The organism is Myxococcus sp. NMCA1, from assembly GCF_026810205.1.
GTDB lineage: Bacteria > Myxococcota > Myxococcia > Myxococcales > Myxococcaceae > Myxococcus > Myxococcus xanthus_A.
Genome location: NZ_CP113950.1, coordinates 7,513,605 through 7,534,240 on the forward strand (window position 1 = coordinate 7,513,605; position 20,636 = coordinate 7,534,240).

Below are 20,636 nucleotides of genomic sequence, written 5' to 3' on the forward strand. Positions count from 1 at the left end.
CGTATGAACGGTCCGTTCCCCGGCATCGCAGGACTGGACACGTACGCGCTGGTGGACGGCTGGTGCCGCGTGGAGGTCATTCCTTCACGCGGGGCCCTCGTCAGCCGGATGTGCGTGGACGGCGACGAGTGGCTGTACCTCGACGAGGCCACCGTCGCGGACCCGGCGAAGAACGTGCGCGGGGGCATCCCCGTGCTGTTCCCCAACGCCGGGCCGCTGCCGGGGGACACCTACTCCGTGGACCGTCAGCAATACACGCTGCAGCAGCACGGCTTCGCGCGGAAGCTGCCGTGGAAGGTGCGGCAGGCGGACGCGTCACGGCTGGTGGTGGAGCTGTCTTCCAACGAGGAGACGCTGCGCCACTTCCCGTGGCGGTTCGACGCACGGCTCACCTTCTCGCTGGCCGGCCAACGGCTCACGCTGGAGAGCGAGTTCGAGAACCAGGACACGCGGCCCATGCCGCTGCACCTGGGCTTCCATCCGTACTTCCGCGTGCCGGACGCGGCGAAGGCCCAAGCGGGCGTGGACACGGACGCCACGCGCGCGTGGGACAACTGGCGCAAGCAGGACGTGGCCGTCACCGGGCTGAACCTCACCGAGGAGGAAGTGGACCTTCACTTGAAGGACCACTCGAAGCCGGGAACGACGCTGGCGCGGGGCCCCGGGCTCAAGCCCATCCGCCTGTCGTGGAGCCCGGAGTACCGCGTCCTCGTCGTGTGGACACTGCGCGGGAAGGACTTCGTCTGCGTGGAGCCGTGGACGGCCGCGAAGGGTGCGCTGGCCACGGGCGAAGGGCTGCCTCACGTGCAGCCCGGGGCGCGGACGTCGCTTCGCTTCGATATCCAAGGCTGAGCGGCAGGGCCCGGAGCCTCCCGGGGCGACTCCTGCACCTTGCTGTTCGGAAATGTCGGGACATTTGCCGCGGCGAAATCTCCAGACATTTCCGAACAGCGAGCGCATGGTCCCCCTCCGGGCCGGGCTCCTACCCCGTCAGCGCGAGCAACTCGCCTCGCAACCAGCGGTTGCGCGGGTCCGCGTCCGTCTGTCGGTGCCAGTAGACATGAAGCTCCAGCGGGGGCAGTGACAGTGGCATCGGCAGGAGGTGGTTGCCCAGCAGCGCGTGCAACTCCGCCGCGCGCCGCCTCGGCATCGTCAGCAGCAAATCGGAGTCCGCGACGAGTTTGAACGCGGCCTCGTAGTGCTGGCAGCGGACGACGACGTCACGCTGGTAGCCCAGGCGGCTGAGCACCAGGTCCTCCACGGCCAGCCCGGTGCGGCGCGAGGACACGGTGACGTGCCGGGCCGCCATGTACTTCGCCACGTCCAGCTTGCGCCTGCGTTGGCTCACCACGCAGAAGGTGTCTTGCAACAGGGCCGCGCGCTTCAGCTCCGCGCCGGTCTGCTGCTCCACGTCGATGGAGAGGTCGAGCCGCCCCGACGCGAGGTCCCGCTCCAGCCGCGCCCGGTCGAGCCGGACACTGGAGATGCGGACCTCCGGCGCGTGTGCCCGTAACCGAGCCACGAGCAGCGGGAGAATCGACGGCTCCAGCACGTCGTTCATCGCCACCGTGAACTGGCTTACGTCCCGGCGAGGGTCGAAGCCGCGTCCGCGATGAACCGCCTGTTCGAACAGCGCCAGCGCCTCCCGAATCTCCGGCGCCAGGCGCTCCGCGAACGCCGTGGGCGCCACACCGCGCCCCTCCCGGACGAACAGCGGCGCTCCCAGCTGCTCACGCAGGCGGGCCAGCGCATGGCTCACGGCTGACTGGCTGAGGAACAGGACCTCCGCCGCGCGCGTCAGGTTCCGCTCCCGGAGCACCACGTCGAACACGCGGAAGAGGTTGAGGTCCAGCCGGGCGAGCCGTGCCGAATCCTGAACAGGGTTCATGGTTACACATGACCAACATTCACTGGATGCATCAAGGCCCCATGCGCAGGATGAAGGCCATGGACTTCGAGCCCAGTGAGCGAGCCAAGGACTACCTGGAGCGCGTGAAGCGCTTCATGAGCGAGCACATCCTCCCTGCGGAAAACCGCTACCACGAGGAACTGCGAGCCACGGCCCAGGGCGGCGACTGGAAGACGTGGCGTGTGCCCCCCGTCATGGAGGAGCTCAAGGCCAAGGCGAAGGCCCATGGCCTGTGGAACCTGTTCCTCCCGGACGAGAAGCTCGGCGCAGGGCTCAGCACGCTCGAATACGCCCCCATCGCCGAGGAGACGGGCCGCAGCTTCATCGCCCCCGAGGTCTTCAACTGCAGCGCCCCGGACACCGGCAACATGGAGGTGCTCTGGAAGTACGGCTCCGAGACGCAGCAGGAGCGCTGGCTGAAGCCGCTGCTGGCCGGGGACATCCGCTCGGTGTTCTGCATGACGGAGCCGGACGTGGCCTCGTCGGATGCCACCAACATGGCGGCCACCGCCATCGTCGACGGCGACGAGGTGGTCCTCAATGGCACCAAGTGGTGGTCCAGCGGCCTGGGACACCCCAACGCGCAGGTGGTCATCTTCATGGCCCGCACGCCCGACACCGGTGGGGACCGCCACCACCAGCACTCCATGGTGCTGGTGCCGATGGACGCGCCGGGCGTGAGCATCCGCCGCATGCTTCCCGTGTACGGCGACTACGACGCGCCCCACGGCCACGGCGAGGTGCATTTCGACAACGTGCGGGTGCCACGCGACAACATCATCGCCGGAGCGGGGATGGGCTTCGAGATTGCCCAGGGCCGGCTCGGGCCGGGGCGCATCCACCACTGCATGCGCTGCATCGGCGCGGCGGAGCGCTCCTTGGAGCTGATGATTGACCGGGGCATGAAGCGCACGGCCTTCGGAAAGCCGCTCCTCAACCTGGGCGGCAACCGCGAGAAGGTGGCGGAGGCGCGCATCGCCATCGACCAGGCGCGGCTCTTGACGCTCTACGCGGCCTGGAAGATGGACCAAGTGGGGGCGCTTGGAGCCATGACCGAGATTTCCGCCATCAAGGTCGTCGCGCCAAGTGTCCTCCAGAAGGTGGTGGATGACGCCATCCAGCTTCACGGCGGCGCGGGCGTATCCCAAGATACGCCGCTGGCGGGCTTCTTCGCCCAGGCGCGCAGCCTGCGCCTCGCGGATGGCCCGGACGAAGTGCACAAGGGTCTCATCGCCCGCATCGAGCTGTCGAAGCGGGGCTTCTCCCGGAGCTGACGGCCATGGCAACTCAACGCATCTTCATTACCGGTGGTGCCAGCGGACTTGGTAAGGCCATCGCCGTGCGCTTCGCTCGCGCTGGCTGGAAGGTCTGCATCGGCGACGTCAACGACGCACGAGGCGAGGAGGCCTTGAAGGAACTCTCCGCGCTGGCGTCCCAGGCCCATTACCTGCGCTGTGACGTGCGGCGCGAGGCGGACCTGCGCGAGGCCCTGGACTGGCTCACGGACCAGTGGGGCGGCGTGGACGTGGTCATCAACAACGCCGGTGTCGCACAGGCGGGCGCCATCGAGGACGTGTCGATTGACGACTGGCAGTGGATCATCGACATCAACCTGCTGGGCGTCGTGCGCGGGTGCAAGGTATTCACCCCCGCCTTCAAGAAGCAGGGCCACGGCCACATCGTCAACGTCGCGTCCATGGCGGGCCTGCTCGATGTGCCGCTGATGAGCAGCTACAACGCGACCAAGGCCGCCGTGGTGTCGCTGTCCGAGACGCTGCACAACGAACTGGCGGAGCACGGCATCGGCGTCAGCGTCGTGTGTCCGTCCTTCTTCAAGACGAACCTGGGTGACTCGCTGCGCACCACGGACCCTCGGCTGGGGGCCACCATGGCGCGGCTGCTGGAGCGCTCCGCCATCACCGCGGATGACATCGCCAACGACGTCTTCGACGCGGTGGCCGAGCGCGGTTTCTACATCCTGCCCCACGCGGACGGCCGCAGGGCCTGGCGGATGAAGCGCCTGCTGCCACGCGAACTCTACGCGTGGGTCATGCGCCGGAACACGCGGGGCATGCGCCCTGGCGCGCATCCAAAGGCCGGCTGAACAAGGGGCCATCACGCATGCCACCGACCGCGACCATCGACCCCGCTGGCACCGTGCGCCCGGGCGAGGAGCTGAACCTCCCCGCCGTGGATGCCTGGCTCAAGGCCCAGGTGCCCACGCTGGAGGGCTCGCCGGAAGTCACGCAGTACGCGGGCGGCGCCTCCAACTGGACGTACCGGCTGAAGTACGCCAACCGGGACCTCATCCTGCGCCGGCCTCCCGCGGGGACAAAGGCGAAGTCCGCGCACGACATGTCCCGTGAGTTCACGGTGCAGCAAGCGCTGAAGCCGGCCTATCCCGTCGTCCCCACCATGGTGGGCCTGTGCCAGGACCCGGCCGTGCTGGGCTCCGACTTCTACGTCATGGAGCGCATCGAGGGGCTCATCCCGCGCAAGCACCTGCCCCGGGGCCTGACGCTGGACGCGAAGCAGACGCGGACGCTGTGCCTCAACGTCATCTCCAAGCTCGTGGAGTTGCACGCCGTGGACCCGGCGGCGGTGGGCCTGACGTCACTGGGCAAGGGGCCGGGCTATCCCACGCGGCAGGTGGAGGGCTGGTCGGCGCGCTACGAGAAGGCACAGACGTGGAACGTCGCCAGCTTCCGCTACGTGCGTGACTGGCTCAAGGCGAACACACCCGCGGACATCGCCACCTGCGTCATCCACAACGACTGGCGCTTCGACAACGTGGTGCTCGCCCCGGAGGAGCCCACGCGCATCATCGGCGTGCTCGACTGGGAGATGGCCACCCTGGGTGACCCGCTGATGGACCTGGGCAGCGCGCTGGCCTACTGGGTCCATGCCGATGACGACTTCCTCCTACGCTCCACGCGGCGCCAGCCCACGCACCTGCCCGGCATGCTCCGGCGCGAAGAGGTGGTGGAGTACTACCTGGACCAGACGAAGCTGAAGCCCGCCAACTGGACCTTCTACGAGGTGTTCGGCCTCTTCCGGCTCGCCGTCATCGCCCAGCAGATCTACTACCGGTACCACCACAAGCAGACGCGCAACCCCGCGTTCAGGAACTTCTGGGTGCTGGTCAACTACCTGGGCTGGCGCTGCCACCGGCTCATCCGCAAGGGGGCGCGCTGATGGGCGTGGTGTATCTGGTCCGGCACGGTCAGGCCTCGTTCGGCGCGGCGAACTACGACCAGCTCTCGGAGACGGGCCTCGTGCAGGCCCGGGTGCTTGGTGAGGCCCTTCGCGAGCGGCTGCCCCGCGTGGACGCCGTCGTCACCGGCACCATGGCGCGGCACCAGCAGACGGCGGAGGCGTGTCTCGCCGCGCTCGGCTGCGGCACCGTGGCCGTGCAGACTGCGGGCTTCAACGAGTTCGACCACGAGGAAATCGTCGCCCGGCACACGCCGCGCTACGCGGACCCGGACGTGCTGCGAGCGGAGCTGTCTCAAACGGAGTCGCCCTGGCGCGCCTACCAGGCGCTCTTCACCGACGCTGTGGCCCGCTGGGTGGCCGGCCAGCACGACGCCGAGTACACCGAGCCCTGGTCCGCCTTCGGCAAGCGGTGCCTCCGCGCGATGGATGCCCTCATCCAGGAGATGGGCGCGTCGAAGAACGCGCTCGTCTTCACCTCCGGGGGCACCATCACCGCCATCTGCCAGGAGCTGCTCCGCATCCCCGACGAGCACGCCTTCCGACTCAACCTGACGCTGGCGAACTGCGGCCTCACCAAGGTCATCTACAGCGAGCGCGGCCGTTACCTGTCCACGCTCAACGAGCACAGCCACTTCGAAGGCGCCCAGCGCGCGCTGCTCACATACCGCTGAGCGGCGCACCGTCGTACCGCAAGTCCTCCCACGCCAGCATCGCCCGCTTGCGTGAGGCGCCCCAGCGGTACTCCCCGAAGACGCCCGTCTTGCGCAGCACGCGGTGGCAGGGAATCAAGAGCCCCACGGGATTCTCGCCTACCGCCGAACCCACCGCGCGCATCGCCTTGGGCTTGCCAATGGCGCGCGCGAGGTCCTCGTACGTCGTCACCTCGCCCGACGGCACACGCAGCAGCGCCTGCCACACCTGCACCTGGAAGGGCGTGCCCCGCACCAGCACCGCCAAGGGGCTCGACTCCGAGCCGCCGTGCTCCGCCTGGAAGATGCGCTCCATCCATGGGGCCGTGTCCTCGGCGGACGCCACGAACGTGGCGCGCGGCCACTGCTTGCGCAGCGAGGCGAGCGCCTCCTCCTCGGATTCGCCCGTGAGGAAGTGCAGGCCACAGATGCCACGCTCGCAGACCGCGAGCAGACACGCGCCAAACGGAGACAGGTGGACGCCATGGCGCACGGTGAGCCCTTCGCCGCCCAGCTTGTATTCCCCTGGCGTCATCGACGTCAGCGTCACGAAGAGTTCGTGCAGCCGGCCGCTGCCCGACAAGCCCACCTCCAGCGACGTCTCCAGCACGCTGCGACGCTCGTCGAGCAGGCGCCGGGCCGAGCTCAGCGTGTGCACCTGGACGAAGCGCTTGGGGCTGATGCCCGCCCAGCGCGAGAAGAGCCGCTGGAAGTGGAAGGTGCTCAGCCCCACATACGCGGCCACGTCGTCCAGGGACGGCTGCTCGCGGGCATGTGCGTCGAGATAGAGGATGGCTTGTTCGATGCGGGCGTAGTCGCTGGATGCCATGCCGATGCTCCTGGGATGCGCTTCGCGAAAACGTATGTCCGCCAACACATGGTGGAGCAACCCGGTTCTTGCGCTGTCCTCGCGCGCCGGGCGTGCGTTGACATGAGGTGTCATTGTGCAACAACGGGAAGGCCCACCCCGCACATCGCCTCAGGCAAGGAGCGCCATGCTTCCAGAGGAAGACTTCCTGGCCGCGGAGGAGGCGCTCAGACAGGCCATGCTCTCGAGCGATGTCACCGCGCTCGACGCCCTCCTCTCCGACGACCTCATCTTCGTCAGCCACACCGGCCGCGTCCTCGACAAGGAAGCCGACCTGGAATCGCATCGCTCGGGAGCCCTGCGCCTCACACGGGTGGACTTCACCGACACACACTTCCGCTACCTTTCCGCGGGCGCCGTGGTCGTCGTTCATGCCGCGCTATCCGGTGAGTTCCAGGGAGCCCACTTCGAAGGAAACTTCCGCTACACGCGCGTGTGGCAGGTCGTGGACGACGCGCCGCAGGTCGTCGCGGCCCAGTGCACGGCGATGGGTTGACTTGACTCCTGAGAGGCGAGCGCTTATCCGTTACCGCCAATGACGTCGCTAAGCGCCATGTGTCGAATGTCGATGCCGGGTGGGCTCTCGCCCTCCAGGTTCGGCTGATGTCCGTCCGACCCTGGTGAGCCACCGAGCCCATCCACCCGCGAGGGTTGGTGGGCTCCGTCGTTTCTGGACGCGCGCTGCCCTCGCACTTTCCCACCGAGGCGCCGCGCTCCATGAGCACGCCGAACCAACGTCCTCTGCATTTCAACTTGCCGCGCGGCCTGTTCCCGGTGCGCGACTGCCCCTGACGGCACGCCGTCTTCTCCCAGCCCTCCGCGTCCAGGAGGGCCGTTCCCGCATCACTCCCGGAGAATCTCCGTGCCCACCACCCACCTTCCCGCTCCACGCCTCTTCGACGTCTCCCTGCCCGACCTGACGCTGGAGGCGGGCGCCCGCATCACGAACCACCTCGTCCGCGGCTGGTGGTGGGGCCCCTCGGAGGACGTCCCCTGGCTCGAGTCGCGCGCACGCGTTCTCTCCGAGGACGAAGCCCAGGCGAGCGCGCTGCGCGTCGTCCGCCGCACCGTGGCCGAACAGCAGGCGCTCTTGGCGGAAGCCCGTCACCGAGGCCCGGCCCGGGCCCCCACGTCCGTCCCCACGGTGCTGCTGGTCCACGCGCTCACCGGCGACATGCGCGCGGGCGGCAAGGGCGGCTGGTGGGAGCCGCTCATCGGCCCGCGGCGCGCGCTGGACCCGTCCCGCGTGCGGCTCCTGTGCTTCAACAACCTGGGCTCCTGCTACGGCACCACGGGCCCCGCCGACGAGGGCTTCCCGCTGCGGACGGACGACGCGCGCTTCGGTCCGCCGTTGCCACTGCCCAAGGGCGACCTGCGCCAGGACGAACAGCGCCTGCCCGCCACCGTCACGCCGTGGGACCAGGCCCGGAGCATCCTGCTGGCCATGGACGCGCTGGGACTGGACGAAGTGGAGCTCGTCACTGGCGGCTCGCTGGGCGGCATGGTGGTGCTCTGCCTCGCGGCGCTGGCGCCAGAGCGCTTCGCGCGGCTCTTCCCCATCGCCACCACGGAGTCCGCCACCGCGTGGGTGGTGGGCCTCAACCACGTGGCGAGGCAGGCCCTGCTGATGGACCCGGGCTTCCCCGAGTCCCCCCGCCGGGGCCTGGAACTGGCCCGGCAGCTCGCGATGCTCACCTACCGCGCGGAGCCCGGCCTGGACGCGCACCAGGGCCGCCCCGACGAGTGGTCCTCACGCGCGCTGCACCCCATGCACAGCTACCTGGAGTACCAGGGCCAGAAGCTGGAGAGCCGCTTCGACGCGCGCGCTTACCTGGCGCAGCTGGGCGCCATGGACCACCACGACTTGTCACGCTTCCCGGGAGGCGGCCTGGCCCGCATCCGCGCGAGCGCGCTGTGCGTGGGCATCGACACCGACCAGCTCTTCTTCCCCAGCCACATGGCGACGCTGGCGCGGCGGCTGCGCGAGCACGGCCTCCACGCCGAGCACGCCACGCTGTCCAGTCAGCACGGGCACGACGGCTTCCTGCTGGAGTGGGACGCCATGGCCGTCCTGCTCGCGCGGGCGCTCGCCCTGCCTACCGCCAGGAGTCCGGTGCACGCCTTCCCGCACTGGCCGGAAGCGCGCCCCGCCCTCAGCTCACCTTGCGGGACGAAGGCGTGACCACGGCCACCGGCTCGTGGTGGGACCACAGGGGCGGCTCGGCCTCGTGAGTGAAGGCGCGCAGCCGCCGGTACTCCGGATAGGACGCCTGGAGCGACAGCACGTCTCCAGGCCGGATGACCTCATCCCCCTGCGGGTGGAGCCGCTCCTCGCCACTGCGTTGCAGCGACAGCGCCAGGCAGCCGAACCGGTCCCGCACCTCGGAGATGGTGAGACCCGGCAGGCCCAGGCGCGCCTCGAACAGGGAGACGACCATCAGGTGCTTCGCCAGGTGGAACGAGTGGACGATGCGCGGGTCCATGGCCGCCAGCGCCATGGCCGGGGCCGCCAGCGACGAGCTGGAGAGCGCTTCCGCCTTGAACGTCTCGCGCACCTTGCCGCTCAAGTCGTCATCGAAGAGGCGGATGACCACGCGAATGTCCGGGTTGAGCTTGCGCGCGTCCAGGGCGATGTTGAGGTTCGCCAGGTCGTCGTCCGTCGCGCAGACGATGGCGGACGCGTCCTTCACGTTGGTGCGAGGCAGGCACAGCGGGCTGCGCGTGTCGTCGATGAGCAGCGGCACCAGCTCGTCGCGCAGCGCGGACACGAAGGCCGCGTCCTCGCGCTTCTCCACCACCACCACGTCCTTGCCCATCTCCCGCAGCTGCGTCACCACGCGGTAGCCCACCCGCCCCGCTCCACACACCACGACGTGGCCCTTCATCGTCTCGGAGACCACTTCGATCCACTCCTTGTCGTTCTTGTGCCGGGCGAAGAAGAGGTACGCGAAGCGCACCACACCATCCGCGACCAGCGCAATGCCTGATGGCGGAATCACCAGGTTGAGCATCTCCACCAGCCAGTCGTCCACATAGGGCAGCGACGGCTGGCCGTAGAGCAGGAAGTAGGTGTGGTGCAGCGCCTCGCCGAAGTCGATGCGATCGCCACCCGGTCCCCGGAAGCGCCAGTGGAAGAGCAGCGGCGCTCCCAGGAACAGCACGGCGGACAGCATCAGCGTGGTGCGAAAGCGCCGCACCAGCGCCCGCAGGTAGCGCAGATTGGCCCGGAAGTGCCTGCGGGACTGCTTCATGGAGGCTCCTCGACTACGACGCCGGGGTGATGCCCGTTTCCGCCGAGTTCCGCGCGCGACGCCGCTCCACCATCCACACCAGCAGCACGCCCAGCTCGTAGCAGAGCAGCATGGGGCCGGCCATCAGCGACAGGTTCACCACGTCTCCCGTGGGGGTGATGATGGCCGCCGCGATGAGGCACACCACGAAGGCGTGGCGCTGATACCTGAAGAGCCAGGACGACTTCACCACGCCCACCACGCCCAGCAGGGCCATGACGAGCGGCAGCTCGAAGATGATGCCGAAGGCGAGGATGAGCAGCAGCACCAGCGAGAGCTGCTCGTGCATGGACAACATGGGCCGCGTCCAGCGCGCCGCCTCATGTGCCGCGTGCGCCGTGGCCAGCTCCTTCTCCAGCCGCCACAGCCCCGCCAGCTCCTCGGTGCGCGTGGGGGCGATGCCCGCCAGCAGGCTCGCCGAGCCGTCCATGGCCGCCGCCGCCGCCGCGAAGTCCTTCTTCTCGTAGGCCGTCACGGCCTCCACGCGCTTCTCCACCGCCTGCCGAAGCACGCCGCGGGACTGCGCGCCGTAGCCCACCGACGCCGCGTCCAAGAGCCGCCCCAGGCCATCCAGCCGCCCCGTCATCTCCACGCTGGCGGCGGGCGCGACCTCCGGCGCGGGCGCCTGCCCCTCGCCCTCCGCGCGCAGTTGGGTGCTCGTCTCCTTCGCGATGCGCCCCGCTTCCTCCGCTTCACCCAGGCGCAGGAAGCGCAAGGCGTCGTCCGCGCGCAGCCGGGCCGTGTCCAGGCGCTGCTCCAGCGCGAGCGTCTCCTCCTCGTTGAGGAGGAAGGTGAACATGGAGGGCAGCACCGCGAAGTAGCAGAAGGCGGCGCCGAGGAGGAAGGCGATGGAGCCGAACGCCACGAAGGGCGCGGCGAAGCGGCGCTCCTCCGGATACAGGCCGGGCGAGACGAAGCCCCAGATCTGCATCAGGATGACGGGCGTGGTGAGGAAGATGCCGCAGTACACGCCCACCTTCATCAGGACGTTCAGCTCTTCGATGCCGGACGTGTAGATGAGCGAGCGATTCTCGGGCGGCAGCGCATCCAGCACCGGCTGCATCAGCAGGCCGAAAATCGGCTTGGCGAAGACGAGCGAAATCGTCCCCAGGACGAGCACCGCGATGGTGCACCGCATGAGGCGCGAGCGGAGCTCCGTCAGGTGGTCCGCCAGACTCATGCGCAGCTCGGAGTCGGCACCGGGGTTGATGGGCGGGGGGCTCAGGGCTCAGCTCCGTTTCGGGGCGTTGCGCGCCACCGTCCCCGGGATGGGAGACAGCGTGGGCGAGGTGGCGGAGGAAGCAGTGGGCTCGGGAGACGCCTCGGCGGTGGGCTCCGCGCCCGGCTCCGCGGCCACGGCGTCCTGCGCGGGCGTCTCCCCGGCATGCACGTCCGCGGCGGACACGTCACGAGGCCCCTGCGCGTCCATTTCCAGCACCTGCGTGGGCGACGAGGGCTGAGGGGACGCCGCATCGGCCGGAGGCGGCGCGCCGTCCGTGGCGGGAGGCAGGGTGGCCTCGGGCCCACCCACGGCCTGCGGCGGCTGGGGCGCGAAGCGCGTCCCGGGCCTCACGGGCGCGGTGGGAGGCTCTCCGATTTCCTGGTCCATGGCGTAGAACTCACGCTCCACGACGTTGCGGACCTCATCCGTCTGGCGGCGGAATTCGCGCAGGAACTTGCCGATGCCGCGCGCGAGCTCGGGCAACCGCTGCGGCCCGAGAATGAGCAGCGCGGCCACCAGGATGAACACCATTTCGCCTGCGCCGATGTTGAACATTTTTCCTGACGCGCTCCCCGGAGCAGCCCGGTTTATCGCGCCCCAGGGAGACAGGCGCAACCGTTCGTCTCGCCAAAGCATCCGCCCGCCACCCGGAATGGGCGGCAGGCAACCCGAAGGCGCCCTTTCATACTACGCGTGAGAATCCGCCCCGGGCGAGAGCGGAACCGCCATTCCTTGCGAGGGAGCCACCGCCAGCGCCCGTGCCTGCTCCCTGCTGTGCACCCGCCGCTCCACCACCCACAGCAAGGCGGGCAGCAACAGCGTCAGGACCATGGACACTCCGGCCATCCGGGGGATGCCGCCCAGGGTCCCGTCTGGCAGGTCCGTCAGCAGCCGGGCGCTGAGGAAGGCCCCCACGGCGGCGGCCATGTGCTGGACGGCGGACTGAAGGGACATGAAGCGCGCACGCACCGGGTTGTCCGGCACCCGTGACGTCAGCGTGTTGTACGCGACGTTGCGCGTCCCCATGGCCACCATGAAGAGCGTGAAGATGACGGGCACGGGCATCCAGCGCGGCAGGTGGACGAAGCCCACATACGTGGACAGCAGCACCAGCATGGAGCCCACCGTGCCCACCGCGAAGGAGCCGTACCGGTCCACCATGGGTCCCGCCACCCGGAGCGTCGCGAAGCTGGCGATGCCGCCAATGAAGTACGGCAGCCAGAGCAGCTCCCGCGGGTAGCCCACGTTCTGCTGCAGATAGGCGGACAGGTTGGGGATGAGGACGAAGCCCGCCATCATCACCAACGCCGTCATCACGTACGACAATTGGATGTCCCGGTGGCCCAGCAGATCGAGCACGCCGGCCTGTTGGCGGGGCCCCGCGTCCAGATGGCCGCGCACGGGTGGCAGGTAGAAGATGGCGCCCATCACCACCAGCAGGCCCATGGCGGCCACCGCGAAGAAGGGCACGCGCCAGCCTCCGAACTCGGCCAGCTTCAGCGCCATGGGCACGCCCGCCACCGAGGCCACGGAGAAGGCGCCCATCACCGCGCCCAGCGCGCGTCCGCGCCGCTCCACTGGGACCAGGTCCGCGATGATGGACAGCGACAGCGACGTGGCCGGCCCGCCGAAGATGCCCGCCACCACGCGCGCCAGCAGCAGCGTGGACATCCCCGTGGCGAAGCCACCCGCCGCGGTGGCCACCACCAGGCCCAGCATGGACACCGCCAGCGCCTTGCGGCGGTCGAAGCGGTCCAGGAAGTAGCCACCGGCCAGCCCCGCCACGCTGGCGGCAGCCGTGTACGCGCCGCCAATGATGCCGATGTGCGACGACGCGATGCCCAGCCCCTGCGCGAAGTCCGGGCCCAGCGGCATCACCATCACGAAGTCCAGGATGTTGACGAACTGGACCGCGCCGATGAGCGCCACCACAGCGCGCTCGGAGACCTGTCGTTGATTCGGCATGAAGACGTGTCTACACCCGGAAGCGGCGAACCTCCGCACGGAGGATTTCCGCCTGACGCTGGAGGTTGTCGATGGCCTCCTCCAGCTGCTTCACGGAGCGTGTCTGGTGCTCGGACACCCCCTTGATGGTCTCCACCGCCTTGAGCACCTGCTCGCTGCCCTTCGTCTGCTCCTTCTGGGCGCGGTTCAGGTGGGTGACCATCTCGTTGATGCTCTCGATGGAGCGGGTGATCTGCTTGCTTCCGTGCGCCTGCTCCTGGCTGCTGCGCTGCACATGGGCGGTGAGCGCCTTCATCTTCTCCGCGCTCTTCATGATCTGCTCGCCGCCGCGGGCCTGCTCGTTGGAGGCCTTGGAAATCTGCTGCACCGTCTCGCTGATGCGGTGGATGGAGGCCGTCACCTGCTTGCTGCCGCGCGCCTGCTCCACGGTGGCCCGGGCAATGGCCTTCACCATCTGCGTGGACTTCTGGGTGCTGTCGTTGATTTTCCGCAGCGCCCCTTCCGCCTCCCGGCCCAGTTGCACGCCCTCCTCCACGCTGCGCACGCCCTGGTTCATCACCACCACGGCGTTGCGGCTCTCCTCCTGGATGCTGCGGATGAGCTCGGCAATCTCCTTCGTGGACGCGCCGGTGCGCTCGGCCAGGTCCTTGATTTCCTCCGCCACCACCGCGAAGCCCTTGCCGTGCTCACCCGCCTGCGCGGCGATGATGGCCGCGTTGAGCGCCAGCAGGTTCGTCTGCTCCGCCACGTCGTCGATGACGTTGAGGATGTTGCCAATCTCGGAGATGCGCCGGCCCAGGCTCTCGATGACGTGGGCCGCGCTGCGGCTGGTCTCCTTGATGCGGTCGATGCCACTGAGCGTCTTGCGCAGCGACTCCACGCCCGTCTGCGCGTCGTCGAAGACCTGCTCGGACAGCCGGGCCGTCTCCTTCGCGTTGGCCTCCACCTGACCGATGGCGGCGTCCATCTGGCTGATGGCCGAGGACGTCTCCTCCGTGGAGGCGGACAGCTCCTGGATGTTGGTGGCCACCTCCTTGATGGAGAACGTCATCTCCTCGATGGCGCTGGTGGTCTCCTCCACGCTGGCGGCCATGGCCTGGACGTTCTCCGCCACCTCGTCGTTGGTAGCGGCCATCTCCATGATGGAGGAGCTGCTCTCCTCGGCGCTCTGGTAGAGGACCTCCACGTTCTCCGCGATGCCACGCAGCGAGGCCATCATCTCCACCATGGAGGAGGACGTCTCCTCCACGCGCGCCTGCACCGTGCCCGCGCCGGACGACACCGTGGTGCCGGTGCGGTGAATCTGCTCCACCACGCCCGCCACCACGTCCGACACGCCGCGCACCCGGCCCAGCGTGTCGCGCCAGCTCTGGGCGATGCGGTTGAGCGCCTCGGCGAGCTGGCCCAACTCGTCCCGCGTCCCCACGTCCACGCGGCCGGTGAGGTCCGCCTCCGCCAGCCGCCGCGCCATGCCCATCATCGCGTCCAGCGGCACCAGGATGAAGGCGCGGGAGATGAAGAAGGCCACCAGCAGGAACAGCGTCAGGCCGATGCCGAATGCGAGCATCACGACGCGCTGGAGTTCGGTGACGACCGCGTCCAGCCCGGAGTTGTCGAGCACCAGCAGCGCCTGCCCCACCACGCCGCCCGACAGCGTCACCGAGCGCGCCACGGAGCGGTCGCCGTTGGCGAAGCGGAAGCCATCCAGCGGCTGGCCCTGCCGGGCCTTCAGCTCCGCATGGAACCACGCGGGCGGCTCGGCCGGGTGGGTGGCCAGCACCTGTCCCTCGCTGGAGAGGACGGCCAGCACCTTGAAGTCGTCGTCGCCCGTGCGCAGCCGCTCCAGGCTGTCGGGCAGGGCCGCGGCGGGTTGGGCCGTGAGCATGCTGACGGCCTGGCTGGCACGGGCCTCACCCCGCTTCTGCAGGCGCTGCTCCAAGTGGGCTTCCACGCGCGAAGGGACGACGAAGAAGAGCGTCCCCAGGATGAGGGCGAGGACGAGCGCGAAGGAGCCCAGCAGCAGGCTGCGCAGGCCGGGTTTCTTGAACCGGAGAGCCAAGACGAGGCACTGTAGGGAGGGAAACACCGGCAGGGCAAGAACAGGGCGCCAACGCGGCCTGTCCTCCGGGGGCGCTGACTTCCCGCCTGGCGGATGCGTAAGGTCTTTCCGATGTCCTCCACCCTGCTACTGACGGACCCGCTCTTCTTCCAGCACGACCCCGGGCAGGGCCACCCCGAGTCGCCCTCCCGGCTGCGCCGCATCCTCGGGGTGCTGGCCAGCACGCCGGTGAAGGGCACGGTGATGACCGCCCCGCGCTCCGCCACGGAGGCGGAGCTGGCGTCGGTCCACACGCCGGAGCTGCTGGCGTACCTCCAGCGCATCAACGGGCACCGCGCGCAAATCGACCCGGACACCCAGGTGTCCCCCGACAGCGTGGACGCGGCGCGGCTGGCCGCGGGCGCCTCCGTGCAGGCGGTGGAGGCGGTGATGAAGGGCGAGGCCCGCAACGCCTTCGCGCTGGTGCGTCCGCCCGGGCACCATGCCGAGCCCGACAAGGCCATGGGCTTCTGCCTGTACAACAACGCGGCCATCGCCGCGGAGGCTGGCCGGAAGCTGGGCGCCGAGCGCGTGCTGGTGCTCGACTGGGACGTGCACCACGGCAACGGCACGCAAGCGGCGTTCTGGTCTCGCCGGGACGTCATGTACCAGTCGGTGCACCAGTTCCCCTACTTCCCGGGCACCGGCGCCGCGCCGGAGGTGGGCGTTGGCGCGGGCGAGGGCTACACCGTCAACGTGGGCCTGCCGGGCGGCAACTCGGACGCGGACTACGGGATGATTTTCGAGGAGCTGCTGCTGCCCGTGGCGGAGGCGTACCGGCCCCAGCTCATCCTCGTCTCCGCGGGCTTCGACTCGCACCAGCACGACCCGATTGGCGGCATGGACGTCAGCGAGCGCGGCTTCGCGGCCATGTGCTCGGCGATGAAGTCCCTGGCCGACAGCGTGTGCCAGGGCCGGCTGGTGCTGCTGCTGGAGGGCGGCTACTCGCTGGAGGGCCTGTCCCAATCCGTGCATGCCTGCGTGGAGGTGCTCGCCGGGCGCAAGGACAGCTTCCCCACGGGTGACACTCACGCGGACGCGAAGGACGCGCTGCGGATGAGCCGCGAGGCGATGCGGCATTACTGGCCTCGCGTGTAGACGTTGGCAGGACGGCGTGCCAGAAGCCCGGCAGCACACGGGAGGACTGCATGGCGGAGATGAACTACCGGACGGCGTTGGTGACGGGTGCATCCAGCGGCCTGGGACGCGGGCTGGCGCTGTGGCTCGCCAAGCGGGGCGTCCGCGTGTTCGCCGCCGGACGCCGCCTGCCGCAGCTGCACGCCCTGCGGGACGAGGCCCAGGCGGCCGGCGTCACCGTGGAGCCCGTGGAGTTGGACGTCACGAAGGCGGACGCCACCCTGGAGCGCATCCGCGCGTTGGATGCGGAAGCGGGCGGGCTGGACCTGGTGGTGGCCAACGCGGGCGTGGGCGGAACCACGAATGCGAAGCGCCTCCCATGGGAGCGCGTGCGCGGCATCATCGACACCAACGTCACCGGCGCCGCGGCCACGCTGAGCGCCGTGCTGCCCCAGATGGTGGAGCGCAAGCGCGGGCACCTGGTGGGGGTCTCCAGCCTCGCGGGCTTCCGAGGGCTGGCCGGCCACGCGGCCTACTCCGCGTCCAAGGCCTTCCTGTCCACCTTCATGGAGAGCCTGCGCGTGGACCTGCGCGGCACCGGCGTGCGCGTCACCTGCATCTATCCCGGCTTCGTGAAGAGCGAGCTGACGGCCACCAACAACTTCCCCATGCCCTTCCTCATGGAGACGCATGACGCGGTGGAGCTGATGGGCAATGGCATCGTCCGGGGCGACGCGGAGGTGTCCTTCCCCTGGCAGCTCGCGGTGCCCACGCGCCTGGCGAAGGTGCTGCCCAACCCCCTCTTCGACGCGGCCGCGCGGCGGCTGCGCTGACGTTCCCCTTCCCCTTTCCCGGAGACGCCCGGTGACGACGCCACAGCCCTTCGCCCACCGTTTCAGTCAGCTGGCCGAGCAGCGCTCGCCGTTCTGCCTTGGCATCGACCCGTCGAGAGACTTGCTGACGCGTTGGGGCCTGCCCGACAACGCACAGGGACTGCGCGACTTCTGCGAGCGCGTGGCCGACGCGGCGGGGAACTCCGTCGCGGTGGTGAAGCCGCAAAGCGCCTTCTTCGAGCGCCACGGCCCCGCGGGCCTCCAGGTCCTCCAAGAGCTGATGCGGCGCTTCAAGTCCGTGGGCACCCTCACGCTGCTGGACGTGAAGCGCGGGGACATCGGCTCCACCATGGAGGCCTACGCCGAGACTGTCTTCGGCGAGGGCAGCGCCTACGAAGCGGACGCGGCCACCTTCACCGCCTACCTGGGCCTGGGCGCGCTGCTGAAGACGCTGGAGCGGGCGCGCGCGTCCGGCGCCGCCGCCTTCCTGGTGGTGCGCTCCTCCAACCCGGAGGGCACGTCACTCCAGATGTCACGCGGCGACGACGGCCGCACCGTGGCGGAGGCCCTGGCGGACGGCCTGCGCGCCTTCAACGAGAAGCCCGGCCAGGACGCGGCGCCGGTGGCGGGCGCCGTCATGGGCGCCACCCTCCCCGACACGGACCGCGGCGTCATCGAGCGGCTCGGCGGCGCGTTGCTGCTCACGCCCGGCATCGGCGCGCAGGGCGCCGGCTTCGACGACTTGAAGCGCCTGTTCGCCGGGCGCGAGGCGCAGGTCATCCCCACCGCCACGCGCTCGGTGCTGGAGGCGGGGCCGGACACCGCCGCCCTGCGCCAGGCGCTGGAGCGGCACCTGGCGCCCGCCCGCGCCTTCCGGGCTACTGCGCGCCCATCATGAACTGATCCACGTCGACCGTGTTCTTGTCGGGCACCGCGTCCTTCGGCTCGGTGCCCTTCTTGAAGAACATCAGCTCCGAATCCCTGGAGCCCGCGGGGGCAATCTTCCCCGTCTTCTTGTCGATGTGAAGCCGCACCAGGTCCATGGACTGCCACGGGTAGAACTCGGACTGAGGCCGGCCCTCCAGCGCGCTCTTCATGTAGTTGAGCCAGATGGGGAGCGCGGCGCGGCCGCCCGTCTCGTAGCGACCCAGCGGATGCGGGTTCAAGTCGTAGCCCACCCACGCCACCGTCACCAGGTCGCGGGAGTAGCCGGCGAACCACGCGTCGAAGGAGTCGTTGGTGGTGCCCGTCTTTCCCGCCGCCGGCTTGCCCAGGCGCTGCGCCGGGCCACCGGTGCCCTGGAGCACCACGCCACGCAGCAGGTGCGTGAGGATGAAGCCAGCCTCCGGGCTCATCACCTGCTCGCCCGGCTCGAAGAGGCGCGCGTAGCCGGCGGCCACGCGGTCCTGCAGGGGCGCCCACGCGTCGTCAAAGGCCGTGTGGTCTTCCAGCGTGCGGCCCCAGCGGTCCTCAATCTTGCGGATGAAGAACGTGGGCTTCTTGCGGCCGTAGCGGTTGAAGGTGGCGTAGGCGTTGGCCAGGTCCACCGGGTACACGCACGAGGAGCCGAGCGCCGCGGAGAAGTCCATGTTCATGGGCGTGGTGATGCCGAGCTTCGTGCTCCACGCGGCCATGTTCTTCACGCCCACCGCGCCGAACGTCTTCACCGCGGGCACGTTCAGTGAGTTGACCAGCGCCGTGCGCAGCAGCACCTCGCCTTCGAACTTGTCGCTGTAGTTGGCCGGCTTCCACGACACCTTGGTGTCCGGGTCGTGCTCCACAATCGGCGAGTCCACCAGGACGGTGGCCTGCGTCCAGTTCAGCTGCTCCAGCGCCGCCGAGTACACGAAGGGCTTGAAGGAGCTGCCGGGCTGACGGCACGCCTGGAAGGCGCGGTTGAACTCGTTGTCGTCGAAGTCGTAGCCGCCCACCATCGCGGTGAGGTACTGGCGGTGGGGGTCGATGGAGACGAGCGCGCTCTGTGCTTCGGGCGTCTGCTCCAGGCGGAAGAGCTTCACGCCCTCGCTGGGGATTTCGTCCGCGAGCTTCTTGTCCCACTGCTCCTTGTCGTCCGTCAGGTCCTTCTTCGTGACGTGGCGCACCACGATGACGTCGCCCTCGGAGATGGCCTTCTTCACCGAGGTAATCATCATCGCCGGGTAGTAGCCCTCGGGGTTCACCTTGCGCGCCCAGCGCATGCCCAGGAGCGGCAGCCGGCCGGTGTGCCCGCCCACCTGTACGTCCGCGCCCTTGCCGTCCCCGTCAATGGACGTGACGACGGCGACGTAGAGCCGGTTCTCCACCAGCTCCTTCGCGCCCATGAGCTTCTTCGAGCGGTCGATGAAGGCGCGGATGGCCTCCTTCGACGCGAGCTGCTCCACCGGACCGCGCCAGCCCTGGCGCTTGTCCACCGACAGCAGGCCGTGGAGCACCGCGTCCTGCGCGGCGCGCTGACGCTCGCTGTCCATGGTGGTGAAGACCTTGAGGCCGGCCTTGAGCAGCACGGGGTTGCCGTACCGGTCCACCACGTCCTTGCGCACCTGCTCCACGAAGTACGGCGCGAACTCGTGGAACACGTCCTCCACCGGGTACACCTTCACCTCTTCGGCGTTGGCGGCGTCGTGCTCCTCCTGCGAAATCATGCCCTCCACCAGCATGCGGCGCAGCACGTAGGAGCGGCGCTTGCGGGCCGCCTCCGGGCGCAGGAAGGGCGAGTAGCGGCTGGGCGCCTGCGGAAGGCCCGCGATGAGCGTCATCTCGCCCAGCGTCAGGTCGCGCACGTCCTTGCGGTAGTAGTTCTCCGCCGCGCTCTGCACGCCGTAGCTGTGGTGCCCGAGGAAGACGTTGTTGAGGTAGAGGTAGAGAATCTCCTCCTTCGTCAGCGACTCCTCCAGGCGCCGGGCGAGGATGGCCTCGCGAATCTTGCGGGTGAGCGTCTTGGCGGTGGCGGACTTGTAGCCCTCCGCGGAGATGAGCACCGCCTTCGCGGTCTGCTGCGTCAGCGTGGAGCCGCCCTGGATGCCGCCCGAGCGCAGGCCCAGCTTGGAGCTCACCGTCTTGAAGCCGGCGCGCGCGGTGCCCAGCACGTCCACGCCGAAGTGGTCGAAGAAGCTGGAGTCCTCCGACGCGATGAAGGCCTGCACCAGGCGCTTCGGAATCCGCTCGTAGGGCACCACCTTGCGGCGCTCTTCGTAGAACTCGCCGGCCAGCACCGCGTCATCCGTGTAGACCTCGGTGACGATGGGCGGCCAGTACTCGTCCACCTTGGGGATGGCGGGCAGTCCATCCGCGTACACGTAGTACACGGCCGTCACGGCAATCACGGCGGCCGTGGCCCCGGTCAGCGAAAGCCATCCCGCGGTCTTCAGGAGGAACTTCCACCAGCGCTTGGAGGGGACGCCGTCGAGCACCAGCTTCGAGCGGCTGCGGTCAGCGGATTTAGGGTCGGACATACGCGTTTCTTTGTGCC

Annotated in this window: 18 protein-coding genes; 10 read left to right on the forward strand and 8 right to left on the reverse strand. The window is 69.3% G+C overall.

The window, feature by feature from the left end:
- Positions 1 to 3: 3 nt before the first annotated feature.
- Positions 4 to 852: an aldose epimerase family protein gene (locus OZ403_RS30995; protein ID WP_268782450.1), complete on the forward strand. Its 849-nt coding sequence runs from the start codon at positions 4 to 6 to the stop codon at positions 850 to 852.
- 130 nt (positions 853 to 982) lie between these two features.
- On the opposite strand, the gene OZ403_RS31000 is transcribed toward OZ403_RS30995, so the two are convergent.
- On the reverse strand, positions 983 to 1,888 hold the full coding sequence (locus OZ403_RS31000) for a LysR family transcriptional regulator (RefSeq protein ID WP_140794891.1): 906 nt from the start codon (positions 1,886 to 1,888) through the stop codon (positions 983 to 985).
- 59 nt (positions 1,889 to 1,947) lie between these two features.
- Here OZ403_RS31000 and OZ403_RS31005 point away from each other — a divergent pair, with 59 nt between their 5' ends.
- Genes OZ403_RS31005 through OZ403_RS31020 form a run of 4 tightly spaced genes read left to right on the forward strand, consistent with a single transcriptional unit; the run spans position 1,948 to position 5,796 of the window.
- Positions 1,948 to 3,183: an acyl-CoA dehydrogenase family protein gene (locus tag OZ403_RS31005; RefSeq protein ID WP_268784917.1), complete on the forward strand. Its 1,236-nt coding sequence runs from the start codon at positions 1,948 to 1,950 to the stop codon at positions 3,181 to 3,183.
- 5 nt (positions 3,184 to 3,188) lie between these two features.
- The gene (locus tag OZ403_RS31010) at positions 3,189 to 4,013 is read left to right on the forward strand and encodes an SDR family oxidoreductase (RefSeq protein ID WP_268782451.1); all 825 of its coding nucleotides are present in this window, start codon (positions 3,189 to 3,191) and stop codon (positions 4,011 to 4,013) included.
- A gap of 17 nt (positions 4,014 to 4,030) precedes the next feature.
- Positions 4,031 to 5,104, forward strand: coding sequence for a phosphotransferase family protein (locus OZ403_RS31015; RefSeq protein ID WP_268782452.1), 1,074 nt, complete (start codon positions 4,031 to 4,033; stop codon positions 5,102 to 5,104).
- The gene (locus tag OZ403_RS31020) at positions 5,104 to 5,796 is read left to right on the forward strand and encodes a histidine phosphatase family protein (RefSeq protein WP_140799754.1); all 693 of its coding nucleotides are present in this window, start codon (positions 5,104 to 5,106) and stop codon (positions 5,794 to 5,796) included. The genes OZ403_RS31015 and OZ403_RS31020 overlap by 1 nt, the downstream gene beginning before the upstream one ends.
- On the opposite strand, the gene OZ403_RS31025 is transcribed toward OZ403_RS31020, so the two are convergent.
- Entirely contained in the window at positions 5,783 to 6,643 is an 861-nt protein-coding gene (locus OZ403_RS31025) for a methylated-DNA--[protein]-cysteine S-methyltransferase (protein WP_268782453.1), read from the reverse strand. The two genes, OZ403_RS31020 and OZ403_RS31025, sit on opposite strands and share 14 nt — an antisense overlap.
- A 166-nt stretch (positions 6,644 to 6,809) precedes the next feature.
- Between OZ403_RS31025 and OZ403_RS31030 the strand changes: the two genes are divergently transcribed.
- Positions 6,810 to 7,178 (forward strand): nuclear transport factor 2 family protein, encoded by a 369-nt coding sequence (locus OZ403_RS31030; protein WP_237077572.1) that lies wholly within the window; start codon positions 6,810 to 6,812, stop codon positions 7,176 to 7,178.
- 366 nt (positions 7,179 to 7,544) lie between these two features.
- Complete coding sequence (locus tag OZ403_RS31035; RefSeq protein WP_268782454.1) at positions 7,545 to 8,864, forward strand: alpha/beta fold hydrolase; 1,320 nt, start codon at positions 7,545 to 7,547, stop codon at positions 8,862 to 8,864.
- Here OZ403_RS31035 and OZ403_RS31040 read toward each other — a convergent pair.
- The 5 genes from OZ403_RS31040 to OZ403_RS31060 form a co-directional block, all read right to left on the reverse strand.
- Positions 8,836 to 9,933, reverse strand: a complete 1,098-nt coding sequence (locus OZ403_RS31040; RefSeq protein WP_140794898.1) for a potassium channel family protein — start codon at positions 9,931 to 9,933, stop codon at positions 8,836 to 8,838. The two genes, OZ403_RS31035 and OZ403_RS31040, sit on opposite strands and share 29 nt — an antisense overlap.
- Positions 9,934 to 9,946: 13 nt before the next feature.
- Positions 9,947 to 11,152: a twin-arginine translocase subunit TatC gene (gene tatC / locus OZ403_RS31045; protein WP_140794899.1), complete on the reverse strand. Its 1,206-nt coding sequence runs from the start codon at positions 11,150 to 11,152 to the stop codon at positions 9,947 to 9,949.
- Between the two features lie 48 nt (positions 11,153 to 11,200).
- Complete coding sequence (locus OZ403_RS31050; RefSeq protein ID WP_140794900.1) at positions 11,201 to 11,749, reverse strand: Sec-independent protein translocase subunit TatA/TatB; 549 nt, start codon at positions 11,747 to 11,749, stop codon at positions 11,201 to 11,203.
- Between the two features lie 132 nt (positions 11,750 to 11,881).
- On the reverse strand, positions 11,882 to 13,159 hold the full coding sequence (locus OZ403_RS31055) for an MFS transporter (protein WP_268782455.1): 1,278 nt from the start codon (positions 13,157 to 13,159) through the stop codon (positions 11,882 to 11,884).
- A 10-nt stretch (positions 13,160 to 13,169) separates the two neighbouring features.
- The gene (locus OZ403_RS31060; RefSeq protein ID WP_140794902.1) at positions 13,170 to 15,218 is read right to left on the reverse strand and encodes a methyl-accepting chemotaxis protein; all 2,049 of its coding nucleotides are present in this window, start codon (positions 15,216 to 15,218) and stop codon (positions 13,170 to 13,172) included.
- A gap of 111 nt (positions 15,219 to 15,329) precedes the next feature.
- Here OZ403_RS31060 and OZ403_RS31065 point away from each other — a divergent pair, with 111 nt between their 5' ends.
- Genes OZ403_RS31065 through pyrF form a run of 3 tightly spaced genes read left to right on the forward strand, consistent with a single transcriptional unit; the run spans position 15,330 to position 18,065 of the window.
- Complete coding sequence (locus OZ403_RS31065) at positions 15,330 to 16,355, forward strand: histone deacetylase family protein (RefSeq protein ID WP_237077575.1); 1,026 nt, start codon at positions 15,330 to 15,332, stop codon at positions 16,353 to 16,355.
- Positions 16,356 to 16,405: 50 nt separating this feature from the next.
- Positions 16,406 to 17,167, forward strand: coding sequence for an SDR family oxidoreductase (locus OZ403_RS31070; protein WP_140794904.1), 762 nt, complete (start codon positions 16,406 to 16,408; stop codon positions 17,165 to 17,167).
- 31 nt (positions 17,168 to 17,198) lie between these two features.
- Positions 17,199 to 18,065 (forward strand): orotidine-5'-phosphate decarboxylase, encoded by an 867-nt coding sequence (gene pyrF / locus OZ403_RS31075; RefSeq protein WP_140799757.1) that lies wholly within the window; start codon positions 17,199 to 17,201, stop codon positions 18,063 to 18,065.
- Here pyrF and OZ403_RS31080 read toward each other — a convergent pair.
- Positions 18,046 to 20,619, reverse strand: a complete 2,574-nt coding sequence (locus OZ403_RS31080; RefSeq protein ID WP_140794906.1) for a penicillin-binding protein 1A — start codon at positions 20,617 to 20,619, stop codon at positions 18,046 to 18,048. The genes pyrF and OZ403_RS31080 overlap by 20 nt on opposite strands.
- Positions 20,620 to 20,636 lie beyond the last annotated feature (17 nt).